The organism is Streptomyces sp. NPDC025721 (assembly GCF_055558595.1).
Genome location: NZ_JBVHMF010000003.1, coordinates 323486 through 343081, shown reverse-complemented (window position 1 = coordinate 343081; position 19596 = coordinate 323486). Strand labels below are relative to the sequence as shown.

Here is a 19596-nt window from a genome sequence, read left to right as displayed (position 1 = left end):
CCGAGACCGGAACCATGGCGGGGCGGCTGTCGGCGGGCCGCGTCGGGACCGCTCATACCGGCTCCCCCTGCCGGATGTCGGCGACCAGGCGGCCGTCGAGGATTTGGAGCCGGCGAGGCAGCCGGGCGGCGATGCCCAGGTCGTGTGTGATGACGGCGATGGTCGTGCCTTCCTCGTTGAGCCGGCCCAGCAGGTCCAGGACCGCCGTCCCGTTGGCCGTGTCCAGCGCGCCGGTCGGTTCGTCGGCCAGCACCAGCGCGGGATCGTTGACCAGCGCCCTGGCGATGGCGACGCGCTGCTTCTCACCGCCCGAGAGCTGGTGCGGCAGATGCGCGGTCCGCCGGGCCAGGCCGACCCGCGCCAGGGCCTCCAGTGCCAGCCGCCGCCGGTTGCGCCGGGGGACCCCCGCGTACAACAGGCCGGTGGCGACGTTCTCGGCGGCGCTGAGCCCCTCGGTGAGGTGGAACTGCTGGAAGACGAAACCGAGCCACCGCCCGCGCAGCGCCGACAGGCGCCGGTCGGAGAGCAGCGCCGCGTCCTGCCCGGCGATCTCCACCACGCCGCTGGTGGGACGGTCCAGGGTGCCCATGATGTTGAGCAGCGTGGACTTGCCGGAGCCGGAGGGACCGACGATGCCCAGCAGTTCGCCTTCCTCGATGGTCAGCGAGACCCGGTCGAGGGCGAGAACGCCGCCGGGGTAGGCCATGCTGGCGCCGCGTACGGCCAGGACCGGGCTCACGCGGCCGTCACCACCCGGGTGCCGGCGGTGATACCCGTCCCGGTGATCTCGACGAGACCCTTGGCGAACATCCCGAGGCGCACCGCGACCAGGGTGCCGCTCCTCAGCTGCACCGCGTAGCCGCCGCCGCTGAGCGCCAGCAGCGCGCCGACCGGCACCGCCAGCACCCCCTTCTCGACCTTGCCGGTGAACTCGACCTGCACGGGGGCGGAGTCCAGGTTCCGTACGTCGGCCGGCCGGTCCAGCGCCACCGAGACGTTCTGCTGGGGCGCGTTGCCGGAGTCGTCACCCGAGCCGCCGCCCGCCGAACCCTGCTCCTGGACGGTGGTGCTCACCGTGGCGACGTGGCCGGGCGTGGTGGAGCTGTCCGGCAGGGTGACGACGACACGGTCGTTCTCCTTGATGCTGCTCACGGCGTCCGGGTCGGCGGGCACGGTGACGGTCTTGTCGGCCAGGGTGACGGACATCAGCGGCTCGGCGGCGGGGTCCCCGAGGGCCGCCTGCACTCCGCTGACCCGGACCCTGCCGGGCAGCACCACCACGTCACCCGGGCTGAGGGTGCCGGTGGCCGGAATGCCGAACGTCCGCTGAAAGCGCTTCAGCGCCGCCATGAGGGACGAGGTGAGCACACCGTCCCCGCGCCGCACGACGACCGTCGTCGGCGACGCCGGGGGCGCCGCGGGCGGGCCGTCGCCGGGCGGGGCCGTCGTACCGGCGGTCGCGGATGCCGGCCCGGAGCCCGAGCCGGCGCCGGGAGCCGAGCTCGCACCCGATCCGGAGCCGGAGCCGTGGCCCGGTCCTGAGCCGTCCGTGCCGGAGGTCGCGGACCCGCTGCCCGCCGCGGGCGCGTCGGCCTGCCGGATCGTGCTGCCGACGGACGGCTGCGCGCCGATGTCGTAGCCGAGCGCCTTCAAGTTCGCCGCGACCATCGCCACGTCCCGGCCCACCAGCCCCCGCCGGTCCAGCGGCCGGAACAGCGGAGTGCTGCCGTAGAAGAGCATGACGGGGTGGTCGTCCACCCGCAGCAGCGGACGGCCGCGGGACACGTTCTCCCCCTGCGCGGGGAGCTGGGTCACCGTGCCGGTGCCCGCGCCCTTGACCGTCACCGGTTTTCCGAAGCCCAGCGTCCCGCTGAGGCTCTGCGAGCTGGAAAGGTCGGTACGCACCACGGCGACGGTCTGCACCGGCGTCGACGCCGTCCCCCGGCCGGGGGACCTGCTGTCGTGGTGCATGACGACCGCCCCCACGGCCGCTGCCGCGACGGCTGCCGCCACCCCGAGGCTGACGAGCGCCCGCCCGCCCGGCCGCCGGGACGGCGCGGCCGACTCCTCGTCCCCGCGGCCGTCGTCGCCCGGCGGTCCGCCCCCGTCCCCGGCCCCGGCCCCGAGCAGATCACCGCCGGGCGACGCACCGCCGCCGCCCGCCCGGTGTCTGGGGCTCTTGCTGTCGGCCATGACCCGGCCCCTCTGTTTCATCATCGGTCGCACACGTACTTTCCGAGCTCCTGTTCACCACGGCCGCTGCCCGGCCCGGTCGGCGGCGGCCGTCACGGCACCGCCCCCGCGCACCCGCTCCCGTTTCCCTACGGGTACACGTGCGAGTACACCTGGATGTGGCAGGCCCGCTCCGCCGCCATGGCCTTCTCGCCCTGCTCCTGGGTGCGGGGCGCCCGCACGTAGGTCCAGCTCAAGCCGCCCTCGTAGGCTCTGACCGTCTCGTAGCCCTTGCGGTTGATGCAGTTCACCTCGTCCCGCACGTAGTCCCTGGCGTGCGGGTTGTCCGGGTCCTCGCTGGTCGGCATGAGCGGCTCCTTCGACTCGCAGGCGATGATCGCGGCCCGCGGGGCACCGTCCTTCACGCCGATTGCCTGGATTCCGCCCTGCTCCTTGCCCGCACCCCCGGTCTCGCGGGTGGCACCGTGCTGGATCAGGCAGGACGCGTAGGCGTTGGTGAGGCGCATCTGGGTCGCGGGGGAGTCGTCGAGCCGTATCTGGGGACGACCGGAGGCGCTGTTGGACGGGTCGGGTGCCGGTGCCGCCGGGTTTTCGCCCGCCGCTGACGTCGAGGACCCCGACGACGGCCCCGAGCCCGGTGCGGGTGGCGAGGTGGCGGCGAGCGATGCCACACCGCTGCCGCGGGCACCCTCGGAGGAGTGGGAACCGCCGCACGCGGTCAGGGAGGCCAGCGCGGTGACCGCGGCCAGACCGGCGGCGGTCAACGCCGCGTGACGGGACAGGCTGCGGCGGGGGAAGGGCGTGGCTGGGGTCGTGATCGGCATGACCACATCGTGGACAAGGGGTGTGGGCACCTGGTCAGAGACTTGTCAGAATTCTGTTTTTCGTATTTCCGGTCTCTTCGGATCGCACCTGTACGGCTCTACAGTCGTCGCATGAGCGCACGTGTCCTGGTCGCGGAGGACGACGAGACGCACGCCGAACTCCTCCAGCGGTATCTGGAGCATGAGGGCCACGGCGTGGTCGTCGCCCGCGACGGCCGTGAAGCCCTCGACCAGGCCCGCAGATTCCGGCCCGACCTGCTCATCCTCGACGTGATGATGCCCGAGGTGGACGGCATGGACGTGTGCCGGATCCTGCGCCGGGAGTGCGACGTGCCGATGCTGATGCTGACCGCGCGGACGGACGAGGAGGATCTGCTGCTCGGCCTCGGCCTGGGCGCCGACGACTACGTCACCAAGCCGTACAGCCCGCGGGAGTTGATGGCCCGGGTACGCACGCTCCTGCTCCGCTCCCAACGGTCCGGCGGGTGGTCGCGGCTCACCCTGCACGTGGGCGGCCTCACCGTCGATCCGGCCCGGCACCAGGTGTGGATCGACTCCGATGTCGTGGACTGCACACGCGGCGAGTTCGAGATCCTGGCGGCGATGGCCGCGAAGCCCGACCGGGTCTTCACCCGCGCCCAACTGCTGCGGGAGGTCTCCGGCACGGACGCGTACACCTCCGAGCGCACCATCGACATGCACGTCATGAACCTGCGCCGGAAGACCGAGGCCGATCCGCGCCGCCCGGCGCGCCTGGTCACCGTCTTCGGGGTGGGCTACAAGTTGACGGACGGTGCGAACGGCCGGGACCGCACGGATCGCGGCCACCGTGCCCCGTAGCGACCGCCGCACCCGTAGGAGCCGTACCCGTAGCAGACGCGGCGTCCCGTTGCGCAAGAGCCTGATGGTGCGGCTGCTCGCCACCTCCGTGCTGATCGCGGTCTGCTCCATCGCCGCGACCGCCTGGCTGGCCGCGACGACCACGTCCCACGCGCTGCGGCAGGAGCAGGGGCAGGTACTGGCCCGGGACGCCCAGGTCTACGACGCGCTGCTCGGCTACGCGGCCACCCACCGCAGCTGGGACGCGGTGGCCCCCGACGTGGCGTCGCTGGCCAAGCGCACCGGGCGCCGTATCGTCCTGACCACCCCGCAGCGCCGGACGCTGGCCGACTCCGCGGCGGCCGACCACGCCGCACTGCCCGCCGCGGTGTCCGCAGTCGTCAACCCGCTCGCGGTGGACTCCTCACTGACCGGTGGCACCGGCGCCACCCCGATCGACCCGCGGGCTGTCGGCCCCTATCGCCTCACCGCCGCGGAGCGGACGGCACTCGCGGCCTCGGCGCGGAGCATCACCGGGTGCCTGCTCAAGCTGGGCGAGCCGTCGCAGATCAGCTACGCCCCCAGCGGCCGGCCCCGGGTCACCACCGAGTCCCTCACCGCCGCCGCCCCCGTGATCCCCGACGTGTGCGGCGGCCAGAGCAGGATCCTGACCCGCCCCACCCCGACCGAGGCCGCCGCCCTCCACCAACTGGAGGGCCTGGTCAACCCGTGTCTGCGCCGCCAGGGGATGTCGCCCATCCGGATCGGTCTCGACTACATCGGTCCGCAGTCGATCGAGACGCTCTACGCGCCCATGGACGCAGGCCGGATCACCGAGGGCTGTGTCGAGGACGGGCGCCGCGAACAGCTCGCTCCCTACGTGGCGCCCAGTGCCCTGCTCTTCGTCACCGGCGTTCCGGGCGCCGACACCACCGGCTTCGCCCTGACCGGTGCGAACGCCGTCCGCATCGTCGAGGTCGCCGCCCTGGTGCTCACGGTCACCGTCGCCGCCGCTGTGCTGATGTCGACCCGGCTGATCAGGCCGCTGCGCACCCTGACCGAGGCCGCCCAGCGGCCCGACCAGGCGCGCAACCGGGTCCCGGTCTCCACCGACGACGAGATCGGCTCGCTCGCGGTCGCCTTCAACGACCTGTCCGCGCGCCGCGAACGCCTGGAGGACCAGCGCAAGGCGATGGTCCGGGACGTCGCCCATGAGCTGCGCACCCCGCTGAGCAACATCAGGGGCTGGCTGGAGGCGGTCGAGGACGGCGTGGCGGTCGCCGACCGGCCCCTGACCTCGCGGCTGCTGCGTGAGGCGCTGCTGCTCCAGCACATTATTGACGACCTGCGTGACGTGGCCGCCGACGACGCGCACACCTTCCGGTTGCACACCGAGCGGGTCCGGGCCGCGGAGGTCGTGGAGTGGGTCTGCGCCGCCCACCGTGACGCCGCCCGCACCGCGCGGGTCGCGCTGACCTGGTCCGCGGAAGGCGATCCGGAGCTGACTGCCGACGCGCTGCGGCTGCGGCAGGCCGTCGGAAACCTGCTGTCCAACGCGGTCCGGCACACCCCGCCGGGCGGCAGCGTCGAGGTCCGGACGTCCGTCCGGGACCGGTCGGTGCTGATCGAGGTCGCCGACACCGGCAGCGGCATCAGCGATGAGGAGCTGCCGCACGTCTTCGACCTCTTCTGGCGGTCGGAGAAGTCCCGCAGTCGGCTGACGGGCGGCAGCGGCCTCGGCCTTGCGATCGTTCGCCAGTTGACTGAGGCGCACGGCGGCCGGGTCACGGTGTCCAGCACTTTGGGCGCGGGGTCGCTCTTCACCCTCCACCTGCCGTCCGCCGCCGCACCGCCTCTGCGGCGCGACCCCGCCGGGGCGGCGAAGGACCGCCGGGAGCGCTGAGCTCGACACCTCAGGTGAACACGACGGCCTCGCCGTCCAGGATCACGCCGGGTTCCAGCGCCGTCCCGGCCGCTTTGAGGTCGGGCCAGGATGTGGTGCTGTCCCGGCCGGAGCGAGAGACGTCTCGCTGCTCCGTCACCCCAGGTATCACCCGTCGGCGCCAAGGGCGGCCACTGCGGCCTCGTAGGCGTGCAGGGCGGTGATGACCGCGGCGCGGTCCGCGGGGTCGAGACCGCGCATGACGCGTTCCCGGACAGAGGCGCTGCCGGAGAGCCATTCGCCGATCGGTGCGGCGTAGGCGGGGGCGATGGCGACGATGCGGCGGCGGCCGATCCGCCGGTCGGCGTGGGCACGAATTCGGAAGTGGATGCGCGAGGACGCGAACCGCGTCCTGATCGCTGTCGGATCGGTGGCGCGGGTGCCCGAGAAGCTGACGCTCCACGGGCTCCGCGACTGGTACGCCGTCGTGTCCGATCAAGAACAACGAGAAACGTGAAGACCGTTCAGGTGCGACTCGGCCACAGCAAGCCGTCGATCACGCTCGACGAGTACACAGGCTTGTGGCCGGTGGGCGACGACACCACGGCGGCTGTCATGGAGTCGGCGCTGGAACCGCTGCCCCTTCGGGGGCCACGCGCCCCCGATGTGCCCTCAGGGTCCGCCAGAGGAAGCCCACCAGCAGCACGGCCAGCAAAAATAGCAGGGTGAACCACTGGAAGTACCAGTGGCCGCCGGAGGGGTCGTAGACGGTGGCGCGGGGCCAGGCGAGGTTGACGGTCATGGCGAGGCCGTAGAGGAGGGCGAGGGCGTTGACGGGGAGGCCCCAACGCCCCAGGGAGAAAAGGGGGTTGCCGGAGGGGTCGGTGGCCGGGGGGAGGGGGGAGCGCAGGCGGCGCAGGAGTTGGGGGCCTGTGACCATCGCGTAGGCGAGGTAGAGCATGACGATGCAGGTGGTGCCGATGGCGAGAAAGGCGTCGGGGGAGCCGAAGTTGAGCAGCAGGAGGGCCGCGGCGAGGACGCCGACGACGAGGGCGGGGGCGGGGGGCTGGCCGGTGCGGGGGGAGACGCGGGCGAGGGGCCCGGAGAAGGGCAGTGCCCGGTCGCGGGCCATCGAGAAGAGCATCCGGGTGGCCGACGTCTGGATGGCGAGGGTCGCCACGGTGACGGCCACCGCGACGTCACAGAGCAATGCGCGCCCGACACCGTCGCCCAGCCGGCTGGTGAGCACGTAGGACAGGCCCTCGGTGCCGAGCCGCCCGTCGGTGAGGCTGGGCGCGGCCAGCAGGGCGGCGAGGACGAGGAGCGTGGCCAGGGCGCCGGCCGCGGCGAGCGCGGACAGGATCGTACGGGGCGCGACGCGCTGCGGATCGCGGGTCTCCTCGCTCATCTCGCCCGCGCTGTCGAAGCCGATCATCACGTACGCGGCGGCGATCGAGCTGACGAGCAGCGCCGACGAGCCGCCCCCGCCGTGCACGGTCACCGACGGCGTGCGGTCGGCGTGCGTGAAGAGCAGCGTGACGATGAGCACGGCGCCGATGATCTCGGCGGTCACGCCGATCCGGTTGACCAGCGACATCACCGTGTTGTCGAGGAGGTTGACGACGGTGGTCAGGACGAGCAGCGCGATCCCGAGCAGCGCCGCGTTGGCCGCGCCGTCCGACGAGACCGGTGACGTATCGGTCCCGATGAGCTGGAAGCCGGACCAGACGGCGGGCAGGACGACCTGGAGGGCGAGCGCGGCGGCGGCCACCACCACGACCTGGCCGATGACCATGATCCAGCCCGCGTACCAGCCGAAGACGGCGTTGCTCAGCCGGGTCGACCACTGGTAGACGGCGCCGGAGATCGGGTAGCGGGCGGCGAGTTCGGCGAAGCAGGCGGCGACGAGGAGTTGGCCGATCAGGACGGCGGGCCAGGTCCAGAAGAAGCGCGGGCCGCCGAAGGAGTAGCCGAAGGCGAAGAACTGGAAGACGGTGGTCAGCACCGAGATGAAGGAGAAACCGGCGGCGAAGGACGCGTACCGGCCGAGGCTGCGGTGCAGTTCCTGGCGGTAGCCGAAGCCCGCGAGCCCCGCGGTGTCGGTGCCCGCGGCGTCGGTGCCCGGCGCGTCGGTGCCCGCGGCGTCGGCGGCGGTGCCGTGGTCCGGCGGGTCTGAGCGGACCTCGGAAGGTGCGGTGGCGGTCATGGGCCTGGCCCCCTGTCACGAATTCCTGTCGGGCGACAGAAATTAGGGACCCGGTGTTTCGCCGGAATGACACGGCCGTGTCGCGCGCGGGCCGAAGTCCTCACCCCGCCTCGCGCGCGGGCGCCTCACCGTGCGGGAGTACCGACGGCCTGCGGAGAAGCACGGCTTTGTGGAGGTCGCGGGCGTCCAGCGGCAGGGCAACCGGCCGGAGCGCACGCTCTACGGGCTCACCGCCGAGGGCCGCACCGAGATGCACGACTGGCTCGCCGACATGGTGGCCGTGCCCGCCAGGGAGTACCCCGCCTTCGAGTCCGCGCTGTCGCTGATCATGGCGCTGGACCCGGACGAGGTGGCGGAACTGCTCGCCGAGCGGGCCAACACGCCGGAAGTGCACAGCGCGGCCCTGCGCGGTGTCCTGGACAAGCTGGACGGTGAACTGCCCCGGATCTTCGTGGTGGAGACCGAATTCCAGGCCCACATGGTCGCGAGAGCATCATCGGCATCAACACGTTCCTGCTGCTGCCGCTGACCTTCCTGTCCTCCGCCTTCATGGCACCCGGCCTGACGCCGTCCTGGATGCGGCACATCGCCGACGTCAACCCGGTCAACTGGGCTCTGGTCGCGGGCCGTTCCGCGATGTCCGCCGACCCCGACCGGGGCGACGTCCTCAGCCGCGGCGGCGGCCTGCTCGCCTTGGTCCTGGTCGCGGTGTGGCTGTCGACCCGCACCTTCCGCTCGTACCAGAAGTCGGTCCAGCCCTCCGGCCCGAGCGGCATCAACGGCCCGAGTGGCGAAGGCGGCTCCCGGCGGCAGCGGTTCGCCCCGCGCGGCGGACGGCCCGCCCCCGGTCACCCACTCGGGCCGAACGGGTGGCGGGCCGCTGCCGCGCGTGTCCACGGCCGGGGGACGTTCCGTCCGCGGCCGGGCGGGCAACGGGTCGGCCCCGCTCCCCGTCCGTCACCGTCAGGGACGCCCGCCGCGCGCTCACGCCCGCCGCGCGCTCACGCCCGCCGCGCGCTCACGCCCGCCGCGCGCTCAGCGCCCGGCGCCGCTCTCCTGCTCGCGCTCCACCTGCTCGTTCCACTCCCGCTTGGACGCCTGCCAGCCGTCCTCGTCGGCGCCGCGGCGCCAGTAGCCGGAGATCGACAGGCGCTCGCGGGGGATCGAGCGGTCGAGGCGGAGGTGGCGGCGGAGGTCCTTGACGAAACCGGCCTCGCCGTGGACGAAGACCTGGACGTCACCGGGCGGGAACTCGAGACCGGTGACGGCCTCGACCAGCGCCTCGCCGACCGGCCGGGCACCGCGGTGCAGCCAGACGATCTCGGCGTCGCCCGAGGTGGCCAGCTTCTGCTCCTCCGCCGGGCCCTCGACCTCCACGAAGACCTTCGCCCGTGCCCCCGGCGGCAGTTGCTCGACCGCCGCGGCGACGGCGGGCAGCGCGCTCTCGTCGCCCGCGAGCAGGTGCCAGTCGGCGGCGGGGTCGGGCGCGTAGGCACCGCCGGGGCCCATGAAGTAGATGCCGTCGCCCGGCCGGACACCGGCCGCCCAGGGCCCGGCCAGCCCTTCGTCGCCGTGGTGGACGAAGTCGATCGTCATCTCGGGCGCGACCGGGTCCCAGGCGCGCACGGTGTACGTACGGGTGGTCGGCCACTGCTCGCGCGGCAGGTCGCGGCGGACGGCCTCCATGTCCAGCGGCTCGGGGTACGTGACCCCGGGAGGCGCGAAGACCAGCTTGACGTAACGGTCGGTGTAGTCGCCCACGGGAAGCCCGGCGAGCCCGTCGCCGCCGAGCACCACCCGGATCATGTGCGGGGTGACGCGCTCGGAACGGATCACGCGGGCGTGGTTCAGCCGCGGGGCCCGGCGCGCGGGGCGCTCGACGGCGGCGGGTGCCGCCCGCTCCTCGGCCCGCGGGTCCTGCGTCGCCGCGCCCGTCTGCTGGTCCGTCGCCCGTCCCACCGGTCGGTCTGCCATGGGCGTGCTCCGCTCTCTCGGTGCTGTGCCGTACTGCGTGGTTCGCGCTGCGCCCGGACTGTTCCCCCAGGCTTAGTTAGGTAAGCCTAACTGATTACGGGCCAGGTGTCGGCGACCCCGCTCGTATGACTCCAGCACCCCACTCCGGCACCTCTTCAGTGCGGCCCCCGGCCCCGCCCCCTCTCCGGCTTCACTACTTGAAGCCTGTGTTTCCTCTTGACGCCACTCGCGTGTCCTCGCTTCCATACGGTTACGAATGGGAGCGCTCCCACCAGGCTTCCGCCGTCCACCCCCACCACGAACTGAAGCGTTCCGTCCCCCCACCGAGAGGAATCGCCACCGTGGTCCCCTTTCCGGGCTCGCTGAGCCCCCTGAGAAAAACGAACAGGCTGCGGGTCTTTCTGGCCGCCGCCGTCGCGGCGGCGCTGCTCGCGCTGCTCTCCCTCGCCGGACAGACGCACGCCACGGCGGCGGGCGCGCCCGCGGCTCCGGCGGCGGCCGAGGCCGCCACCGGCTACTGGCACACCAGCGGACGCCAGATCCTGGACTCCACGGGCAAGTCGGTCCGCATCGCGGGCGTCAACTGGTTCGGCTTCGAGACCAGCAACTACGTGGCCCACGGCATCTGGTCGCGCGACTACAAGAGCATGATCGACCAGATGAAGCAGCTCGGTTACAACACGATCCGACTGCCGTACAGCGACGACATCTTCAAGGGCACGATGCCCTCCAGCATCAACTACTCCGGCGGCATGAACGCCGACCTCCAGGGCCTCAACTCCCTCGGCGTGATGGACAAGATCGTCAACTACGCCGGTTCCATAGGGCTGCGGGTCATCCTGGACCGGCACCGTCCGGACTCCGGCGGCCAGTCCGCGCTCTGGTACACCGCCGCCGTCCCCGAGTCGACCTGGATCACCAACCTCAAGGCGATGGCGACCCGTTACCTGAACAACCCGGCGGTCGTCGGCATCGACCTGCACAACGAGCCGCACGACCCGGCCTGTTGGGGCTGCGGCGACACCACGATCGACTGGCGTCTGGCGGCCGAGCGCGGCGGCAACGCCGTCCTCGGCGTCAACCCCAATCTGCTGATCTTCGTGGAGGGCGTCCAGACCTTCAACGGGACGTCCGGCTGGTGGGGCGGCAACCTGATGGGCGCGGGGCAGTACCCGGTCGAGCTGAACGTGGCGAACCGGGTGGTCTACTCGGCGCACGACTACGCGACCAGCGTCGCCCAGCAGCCGTGGTTCAGCGACCCGAGCTTCCCGGCGAACATGTCGGCGATCTGGGACAAGTACTGGGGCTATCTGTTCAAGCAGAACATCGCCCCGGTCTGGGTCGGCGAGTTCGGCACCACCCTCCAGTCGACCGTCGACCAGACCTGGCTGCGGACGCTGGTGGACTACCTGCGGCCGACCAGCACCTACGGCGGCGACAGCTTCAGTTGGACCTTCTGGTCGTGGAATCCCAACTCCGGTGACACCGGCGGCATCCTCAACGACGACTGGACGACGGTGAACACCGTCAAGGACGGCTACCTGGCCAGCATCAAGGCGCCCGGCTTCGGCGACTCGGGCGGTACGACCGGCGGCACCACCAACGGCGGTACGTCGTCGGGCACGTCGAGCGGCACGTCCTCCGGCACCTCGTCGGGCACCTCCTCCGGTACGACCACCGGTACGACGACCGGTACGTCGACCGGTACGACCTCCGGCTCCACCGGCGGTCCGACCGGCGGCAGTTCCGGCTGCACGGCCACCTGGCACACCGACAACCAGTGGAGCGGCGGCTTCACCGCCACCGTGACCGTGGCCAACTCCGGTACGGCCGCGACCAAGAGCTGGAAGGTCACCTGGACGTGGCCGGGCGGGCAGCAGGAGACCAGCGGCTGGAACGCGGACATCCACCAGACCGGAGCGGCGGTGACCGCGGGCAGCCTCGCCTACAACGCCGCGCTCGCCCCGGCCGCCACGACCACCTTCGGCCTCCAGGGCACCTCCAGCGGCACCCTCGGCGCACCCGCGCTGACCTGCACCGCCACCTGACGCACCACTGATGTGCCGGCGCTCCCCGCGGGGCGCCACCGACCGGCGGGTCCCGTCCAGGGGCCCGCCGGTCGCCGTTGCGCGCGGGGCCGGCGCGGCCCGCCCCGGCCTTGATGCGACGCGGAATTGACCCCGTGCAGACCCCTAGGCATACCGACCAGTCGGTACTAGCCTCTGGCCACACCTTCGGGGCCGGCCGCACCGCACCCCCGAGGGGCCGCAGCAGTGCCGTCCCCGTGCCACTCCACCCGGTCTCCAAGCATCTCCAGGAGGAGCCGTATGTCCGCCACCCCGACGCCGCTCGACGCCGACAGACCCGGGCCCGACGCCCGGTCCGCAGGCGCCCGTACCGCGCTCAGTCGGCTCTACCGCCGTGACCTGGCCGAATATCCGGCCACCGGGCGTCGTATGGCGTATCTGGCGACCGTGGTGATCACCACGGTCGTGCTGTACTACATGCTCTACATCCAGTACGCGGTCGCCACGTCGATCATCACGCACTTCGACATGACCTACCGCTACTTCGTGTGGGTCTCGGTGATCGGCAACGCGGTAGGCGCCTTCGCCTCGCTGGTGGCCGGGCTCGCCGACCGCTGGGGGCGGGCGAATCTGGTGGTCTACGGGCTGCTCGTCGCGTCGCTGCTGGTCTTCCTCGGACTGCCGAACGCGGGCGGCAAGACCACGTATCTGGTGCTGTTCGCGCTGGTCAGCTTTATCGAGGGCATCGTGCTCGTGGCCACGCCCGCGCTGATCCGCGACTTCTCGCCGCAGGTCGGGCGGGCCACCGCGATGGGCGCCTGGACGATGGGGCCGGTGATCGGCAGCCTCGTCGTCACCACCGTCACCAGCAACACCCTGGACACGTCGAGCTGGCAGGACGAGCTGCGCTACTCCGGCGTCTCCGGCCTGGTGGTCTTCGTGATCGCGATCTTCGCGCTGCGCGAGCTGTCCCCCGGACTGCGCGACCAGATCATGGTGACGCTGCGGGACCGGGCGCTGGTCGAGGCGCGCGCCAAGGGCATCGACCCGCAGGCCGCGAGGCGCGGTGAGTGGCGGCAGATGCTCCGGCTCGACGTGGCGGGCTCCGCGCTGGCGATCTCGCTCTTCCTGCTGCTGTACTTCGCGGCCGTCGGCAACTTCGTCGTCTACTTCGCGACCACCTACGGCTACACCGAGCAGCGGGCCAACGCGGTCGCGAACTGGTACTGGGCGGCGAACGCCATCGCCCTGGTGGTGATCGGCGTGATCTCCGACCGGCTCAAGGTGCGCAAGCCGTTCATGATCGTGGGCGCGGTCGGTTCCATCGTGGTGACCGCGATCTTCGCCTCCCGCGCCACCCACCCCACCACCGGCTACTACACCTTCGCGTGGCTGTTCATCGGGATCGGCGTCTTCAGCGGCATCGCCTACGGGCCGTGGATGGCGAGCTTCACCGAGACCGTCGAGAAGCACAATCCGGCGGCCACCGCGACGGGCCTGGCGGTGTGGGGCTGGACGATCAGGATCGTGGTGGCGGTCTCGGCCGCCTTCATCCCGGTGCTGGTCACCTCCGTCACCCCGCTGGTCGACCACGGCACCGAGGTCACCGTCGCGCAGCGGCAGGCGGCGCCCGCGCTCGCCGTCGTCAACGCCCATCCCCAACTCTTCGCGGAACTGGGCAAGTACCCGCCGGGCAAGGCGCCCGCGGCCCTCACCCAGCAGGCGGTCCAGGAGGTCGGCCCCGCCGACCTCGCCGTGGTCCAGAAGGCGCAGCCGCAGTTGGCGGTGCTCACTAAGTACGGCGCCAAGGTGCAGAAGGCCGCGCACGACGGCCCCGGCCAGTGGCGTACCTGGTGGTGGATCTGTGTCGGCGGCCAAGTCCTCTTCCTGCCGTTCGTGTTCGTGATGGCCGGTCGCTGGAGTCCCAAGCGGGCCAAGCAGGACGCCGATGAGCACCAGGCGGCGGTGGACCGCGAAATGGCGGCGCTCGCGGCGGAACCCGCCTGAGGCACACGGCACACCCGCGAAATCGCCCGCCGTGCTCAAGAAATGACACAGCGTCAGTCATGCGGGGGTAATGGCCCGGTCATGGGCCCGTCAGGTGCCTCGGCGCCCGGCGGGCCCATGAATGATGTGCGACGGCCATGGCGCGCCTGTGTGAATCGCCGGTCTCGGCGGCCCGTGAGGGCTACAGTCCCGATCATGAGCGAACGTCCGTTTGAGGCTCTGGGGTTGAGTGCCGACGCGGACCGGGCCTACCCGTTGCTGGTGGCCACGCGGGGAGTGGCCGATGCGGAACTGGCTCGGCAGATGGGGGTGTCGAGGGCGCGGGCGGAGGAAGCCTGCGGGGAGTTGGCCGGGCGCGGCCTGGCGAAGCTCGGGCGCGACGGGCGCTGGTATCCGGTGCCGCCGCAGAGCACGCTGCTGCCGCTGGTGTCCCGCGCCCAGGAGCAGTTGCGGCGCGGCCGGGAACTGCTCGACCGGCTGGGCGTGGAGTACCAGCGGGTGCACGAGGGCCACCGGGCGGAGGAGATCGTCCGGGTGGTCGAGGGCCAGGCCGCCATCGGCCGCTGGGCGGAACAGCTCCACGCCTCGGCCGTCTCGGAGTTGATGGCCTTCGTCCGTACCGACAAGGACACGGCGGACGACGCCGTCCCCGATCCGCTGGCCTGCGGCTCGGCCGCCGTGCCGGGGATACGCCGCCGGGTGGTCTTCGAGCGGGCGGGCCTGGAGTCGATGGGCCTGGACCCGCTGGCCGCGCTCGACCCGCCGGGTACCCGGCAGCAGGCGTTCGTCCGGGTCACCGACCGGCTGCCGGTGCGGCTGTGCGTCGCCGACCACTCGCTGGCGCTGCTGCCGCTGCCCGCCGACGCGCGGCCACCGGACCCGGTGATGCTGGTGATCCGGCCGAGCGGACTGCTCGACGCGCTGGTCACGCTCTTCGAGTCGGTGTGGGCGGACGCGGTGCCGCTCGGCCGCCCCGACGCCGGACCCTCGCCGGCCCGCGCCGACGCGGGACCGGCCCGCAGCGCCGTCCAACTGCGCATCCTGGCCATGCTGGTGAGCGGCAGCACGGACGCGGCGATGGCCCGCGCCCTGGGTGTCGCGGTGCGGACCGTGCAGCGGCACATCGCGGCGATGCAGCGGGACGCCGGAGTCGACAACCGTATACGGCTGGTCTGGCACGCGGCCCGGCACGGCTGGCTGGACGACGGATACGGACGCGGTGAGGTTGTGCCGTCTGGTTGACGTGAACGCGACGTGCAGTTCCGGTGTGGGTGATGTCAGGTATCCGACAATCACTTCGGGTTCCAGTGGTGCGTGTGAGGCACAGGTATACGCCAGCGGTTCGATCGGACCGCAACCGGCCACGACCTCGTCATGGCACGGTCCCCTCCGGCATCACGGAGTCCCGCCTTGCGCATATTTCCCAGACGGAGCGGAGGTCGGCGCGCCGCTACCGCGGTAGCCGCCCTCGCGTCGGCCACCATCGCCCTGCTCGGCCTTCAACTGCCCGCCGCGGCAACGGCGTCCGCCGCACCCTCCTCCCGGCCCGACGTCGTACGGCAGTGCGGCGACGCCCAGCCGGGTCAATTCCGCTGCTTCGCGCTGCGCCGCACCGACGTGGCCGCGCACAAGGGCATCCAGCCGCTCGCCGCCACCCCGGCCGGCTTCGGTGCCACTGATCTCCAGGACGCGTACAACCTGCCCGCCGACGGCGGCGCGGGCCAGACCATCGCCATCGTCGACGCCTACGACGACCCCACCGCCGAGGCGGACCTGGCGATCTACCGGGCGCAGTACGGCCTGCCCGAGTGCACCACCGCCAACGGCTGCTTCAAGAAGGTCAGCCAGCGCGGCGGCACCGACTACCCGTCACCCGACCCCGACTGGGCGGGCGAGATCTCGCTCGACGTCGACATGGTCTCGGCAGCCGCCCCCAACGCCCACATCCTGCTCGTCGAGGCCGACTCGGCGAACTTCGCGGACCTGGGCGCCGCGGTGGACGAGGCGGTCGCGCTCGGCGCGAAGTACGTCTCCAACTCCTACGGGACCGGCTACAGCAGCACGCCGGGCAGCGGCGAGGACCCGTCCGAGACCACGGACATGGACCCGTACTACAACCACCCGGGTGTCGCGGTGGTCGCCTCCTCCGGCGACGACGGCTTCGGCGTCAGCTACCCGGCGGCCTCGCAGTACGTGACCTCCGTCGGCGGCACCGCGCTCGCCAAGGACACCGGCACCAGCCGCGGTTGGACCGAGTCCGTGTGGAACAACACCTATGGCGGCCCCGGTTCGGGATGCTCGCTCTACGAGCCCAAGCCGGCCTTCCAGACCAACGGCTTCTGTGACAAGCGGTCCGTCGCCGACGTCTCCGCGGTCGCCGACCCGGTCACCGGCGTCTCCGTCTACCAGGGCTACGGCGGCAACGGGTGGGCAGTCTACGGCGGCACCAGCGCCTCCTCCCCGCTGATCGCGGGCGTGTACGCGTCGGCCGGCACCCCGGCCGCGGGCACGTACCCGAACTCCTACCCGTACGCGCAGGCCGGCGCCCTCAACGACGTCACCGCGGGCAACAACGGCACCTGCTCGCCCACCCAGCAGTGCACCGCGGGCCCCGGCTACGACGGCCCGACCGGCCTCGGTACCCCGAACGGCCTGGCGGCCTTCCGCAGCGGCCCGCACGGTGTGCTCACCGGCAAGGTCACCGACCACGCCACCGGGGCGGCCATCGCGGGCGCCAAGGTGACCGCGGGCGACTACAGCGCCACCTCCGACGCGACCGGCGGCTACAAGCTGGACGTCCCGCCGGGCAGTTACGACCTGACCGCCGCCGCCTACGGCTACGCGAGCAAGACCGCGTCCGCCGTCGAACTGGCCGACGGCGCCACCGTCACCACCTCCTTCGCCCTGGACGCGGTGGCCAAGCAGACCGTCGCGGGCAAGGTCACCGACGGCTCGGGCCACGGCTGGCCGCTGTACGCGAAGATCACCGTCGACGGTGTCCCCGGCGCGCCGGTCTACACCGACCCCGTCACCGGTGACTACTCGCTGACGCTCCCTCAGGGCAGCGCGTACACCCTGCACGTCAGCGCCAACTACCCCGGCTACAAGACGGTCGACAAGAGCCTCCAGATCGGCACCGCCGACCAGACGCTCAACGTCCCCGTGCCCGTCGACCCGTCGTCCGACCAGGCGCCCGGCTACGCGGTGCACCTGACCGGCAGCAGCGAGGCGTTCACCTCCACCACCGGACCCCCGGCGGGCTGGTCGGTGACCAACGCGGACAGCACCAACGGCGGTTGGGTCTTCAACGACCCGGGCGCCCGCGGCAACAGGACCGGCGGCAGCGGCGGTTTCGCCAACATCGACAGTGACAACATCGGCCAGGGTCTCAGCCAGGACAGCTCGCTGCTGTCCCCGTCCTACGACCTCACCGACGTCGCCGCCCCGGTGCTCGGCTTCGACACCGACTACAAGGCGTTCAGCAACTCCACCGCCGACGTGGACGTCTCGACCGACGCCGGCGCCACCTGGACCACCGTCTGGCACAAGACGACCACCTCGGTGGCCGGTCCCACGCACGTCGAACTCCCGCTGGCCGACTACGCGGGCAAGAGCGACGTACGGCTGCGCTTCCACTACAAGGGCAACTGGGCCTACTGGTGGCAGCTCGACAACGTTTTCGTCGGCAAGCGGACCTACGACCCGGTCAGCGGCGGCCTGATCGTCGGCAATGTGACCGACAGCAACACCAAGGCGGGCGTCAACGGCGCCACGGTCACCAGCACCGACGCGCCCGACGACCACACCACCACCAACGCCACGCCCGACGACCCGAACCTGGGCGACGGCTTCTTCTGGATGTTCTCGCACCTCACCGGCAAGCACCCGATCACGGCCACCGCGTCGAAGTACACCTCGGCGACCGCGACCGTGAACGTCCCCAGGGACGGCGTCGGTTCGCACAACCTCGCCCTCAAGGCGGGCCAGATCAAGGTCACCCCGGCGAGCATCAGCAAGACCGTCGCCTGGGGCAAGAGCGCGAGCCAGGTCGTGACGGTGAAGAACACCGGTAACGCCCCGGCCACCGTCACCCTCGGCGAGACGCCGGGCGGAGTCGTCCTCCAGAAGGCCGGCGGCGCCCCGCTCAACCTCGTCAAGGGCCACTACTCGCCGCTGTCGCTCACCACGCACGGCGCGAGCGCCAAGAAGGGCGCGCTGTCGCCCGGCGGCAAGGCCACCACCGACGCCGCCGCCAACGCGCAGGGCGCGGCGGGCGACGCCTGGCAGACCATCCCCGACCTGCCCGTACCCACCGGTGACAACGCGGTGGCCGTGCACAACGGGACCGTCTACTCGGCGTTCGGCTTCACCGGCGTGGCCGACACCAGCGACCTGTACGCGTACAGCGCGGACAGCGGCGCCTGGACCAAGCTCGCCTCCGCCGCCGACACCCGTGAGGCCCCGGTCCACGGCGTGATCGGCGACAAGTTCTACGCGGCCGGCGGCTGGGGCGCCAGCGGCAACCCGGACGCCAAGCTGGAAATCTACGACATCGCCTCCAACACCTGGAGCACCGGAGCCAATTCGCCCAAGCCGTACGCGGGCGCGGGCAGCGCGGTGCTCAACGGCAAGCTGTACTCGGTCGGCGGCTGCACCGCCACCGCGTGCGGCACCGCCGACGTCACCTCCTACGACCCGGCGACCAACACGTGGGCCAGCGCCGCCGCCTACCCGGAGCCCATCGCCTGGGAGTCCTGCGGCGCGGTCACCGGCAAGCTCTACTGCTCCGGTGGCACCACGGACGCGGGCAGCACCACTCACGCGTACGTCTACGACCCCGCCGCCGACTCCTGGTCGCCGATCGCGGACCAGCCGACCGACGCGTGGGGCGCCACGTACACCTCGGCCAACGGCGTGCTGCTGGTCAAGGGCGGTGCCATCAACGCGGGCGCCGCGCTGACCAACCAGACGTGGGCCTACCAGCCCACCGACAACACCTGGACGGCGCTGCCCAACGCCAACGCCTCGCTCTACCGCGGCAGCGGCGGCGCCGGCTTCTACTCGGTCGGCGGCCTGGCGGGCCAGACCCCGGCCAAGAACGCGGAAGTGCTCCCCGGCTACGACCAGCCCGACGTCACCGACGTCACCTGGCTGTCGGAGAGCGCCACGTCCGTCACCGTCGCACCCGGCGCCAGCACCACGCTGACCGTCACCCTGGACGCCTCCGTCCCCGAGATCACCCAGCCGGGGACGTACTCGGCCTCGATCGGCCTGGCCAGTGACACGCCGTACAGCATCGCCCCGATCCCCGTGTCGCTGACCGTCAAGCCGCCCGCCACCTGGGGCAAGATCACCGGCACCGTCAGCGGCGGCGGATCGCCGCTGGCCGGGGCCACCGTCCAGATCAACACCTGGGCGACGCACTACACGCTGAAGACCGCCCCCGACGGCACGTACGCCCTGTGGCTGGACGTCCGCAACAACCCGCTCCAGCTCATCGTGGCCAAGGACGGCTGGCAGCCGACCGTGGCCACCGTGAAGATCACGAAGGGAGCGACCGTCACCAGCAACTTCACCTTGCTGAAGGACTGATCGGGACTCCTTCGCAGCAGCGCGCCCCCGTCGCCGGTTCCCACCGGCGGCGGGGGCGCCGCCGTGCGAGGG

13 protein-coding genes and 2 pseudogenes are annotated in these 19596 nt (G+C 72.0%); 9 read left to right on the top strand and 6 right to left on the bottom strand.

Features of this window, described 5'->3' with window-relative positions; translation table 11 throughout:
- Positions 1-52: 52 nt before the first annotated feature.
- The 3 genes from ACZ4EF_RS07655 to ACZ4EF_RS07645 all read right to left on the bottom strand — a co-directional run bounded on the left by ACZ4EF_RS07655 (position 53) and on the right by ACZ4EF_RS07645 (position 3017).
- The gene (locus tag ACZ4EF_RS07655) at positions 53-739 is read right to left on the bottom strand and encodes an ABC transporter ATP-binding protein (protein WP_355332945.1); all 687 of its coding nucleotides are present in this window, start codon (positions 737-739) and stop codon (positions 53-55) included.
- Positions 736-2193, bottom strand: a complete 1458-nt coding sequence (locus tag ACZ4EF_RS07650; RefSeq protein WP_467503299.1) for a peptidoglycan-binding protein — start codon at positions 2191-2193, stop codon at positions 736-738. The genes ACZ4EF_RS07655 and ACZ4EF_RS07650 overlap by 4 nt, the downstream gene beginning before the upstream one ends.
- A 128-nt stretch (positions 2194-2321) precedes the next feature.
- Positions 2322-3017: a hypothetical protein gene (locus ACZ4EF_RS07645; protein WP_467503297.1), complete on the bottom strand. Its 696-nt coding sequence runs from the start codon at positions 3015-3017 to the stop codon at positions 2322-2324.
- A 111-nt stretch (positions 3018-3128) separates the two neighbouring features.
- On the opposite strand from ACZ4EF_RS07645, the gene ACZ4EF_RS07640 reads away from it, so the two are divergent.
- Positions 3129-3857: a response regulator transcription factor gene (locus ACZ4EF_RS07640; RefSeq protein WP_355332939.1), complete on the top strand. Its 729-nt coding sequence runs from the start codon at positions 3129-3131 to the stop codon at positions 3855-3857.
- A 49-nt stretch (positions 3858-3906) separates the two neighbouring features.
- Complete coding sequence (locus tag ACZ4EF_RS07635) at positions 3907-5739, top strand: sensor histidine kinase (RefSeq protein WP_355332936.1); 1833 nt, start codon at positions 3907-3909, stop codon at positions 5737-5739.
- Positions 5740-5749: 10 nt separating this feature from the next.
- Here ACZ4EF_RS07635 and ACZ4EF_RS07630 read toward each other — a convergent pair whose 3' ends face one another.
- The gene (locus ACZ4EF_RS07630; protein ID WP_402712378.1) at positions 5750-5878 is read right to left on the bottom strand and encodes a hypothetical protein; all 129 of its coding nucleotides are present in this window, start codon (positions 5876-5878) and stop codon (positions 5750-5752) included.
- Between the two features lie 168 nt (positions 5879-6046).
- On the opposite strand from ACZ4EF_RS07630, the gene ACZ4EF_RS07625 reads away from it, so the two are divergent.
- Positions 6047-6235, top strand: a complete 189-nt coding sequence (locus tag ACZ4EF_RS07625) for a hypothetical protein (protein ID WP_402712379.1) — start codon at positions 6047-6049, stop codon at positions 6233-6235.
- Between the two features lie 96 nt (positions 6236-6331).
- On the opposite strand, the gene ACZ4EF_RS07620 is transcribed toward ACZ4EF_RS07625, so the two are convergent.
- The gene (locus ACZ4EF_RS07620; RefSeq protein WP_467503294.1) at positions 6332-7924 is read right to left on the bottom strand and encodes an amino acid permease; all 1593 of its coding nucleotides are present in this window, start codon (positions 7922-7924) and stop codon (positions 6332-6334) included.
- Between the two features lie 154 nt (positions 7925-8078).
- Here ACZ4EF_RS07620 and ACZ4EF_RS07615 point away from each other — a divergent pair.
- Positions 8079-8408, top strand: a pseudogene (locus ACZ4EF_RS07615) (PadR family transcriptional regulator); the annotation flags it as partial.
- Positions 8408-8677, top strand: a pseudogene (locus ACZ4EF_RS07610) (ABC transporter permease); the annotation flags it as partial. The pseudogenes ACZ4EF_RS07615 and ACZ4EF_RS07610, both read left to right, overlap by 1 nt.
- Positions 8678-8959: 282 nt before the next feature.
- Here the strand turns inward: ACZ4EF_RS07610 and ACZ4EF_RS07605 are convergent.
- On the bottom strand, positions 8960-9898 hold the full coding sequence (locus ACZ4EF_RS07605; RefSeq protein ID WP_467503292.1) for a siderophore-interacting protein: 939 nt from the start codon (positions 9896-9898) through the stop codon (positions 8960-8962).
- A 362-nt stretch (positions 9899-10260) separates the two neighbouring features.
- Here ACZ4EF_RS07605 and ACZ4EF_RS07600 point away from each other — a divergent pair, with 362 nt between their 5' ends.
- The 4 genes from ACZ4EF_RS07600 (at position 10261) to ACZ4EF_RS07585 (ending at position 19524) form a co-directional block, all read left to right on the top strand.
- Positions 10261-11946, top strand: a complete 1686-nt coding sequence (locus ACZ4EF_RS07600) for a cellulase family glycosylhydrolase (RefSeq protein ID WP_467503393.1) — start codon at positions 10261-10263, stop codon at positions 11944-11946.
- Positions 11947-12225: 279 nt separating this feature from the next.
- Complete coding sequence (locus ACZ4EF_RS07595; RefSeq protein ID WP_467503289.1) at positions 12226-13932, top strand: MFS transporter; 1707 nt, start codon at positions 12226-12228, stop codon at positions 13930-13932.
- 195 nt (positions 13933-14127) lie between these two features.
- The gene (locus ACZ4EF_RS07590; RefSeq protein WP_391046297.1) at positions 14128-15174 is read left to right on the top strand and encodes a helix-turn-helix transcriptional regulator; all 1047 of its coding nucleotides are present in this window, start codon (positions 14128-14130) and stop codon (positions 15172-15174) included.
- Between the two features lie 240 nt (positions 15175-15414).
- A complete protein-coding gene (locus tag ACZ4EF_RS07585) occupies positions 15415-19524 on the top strand; it encodes a carboxypeptidase regulatory-like domain-containing protein (RefSeq protein WP_467503391.1) in 4110 nt (1369 codons plus the stop codon).
- Positions 19525-19596 lie beyond the last annotated feature (72 nt).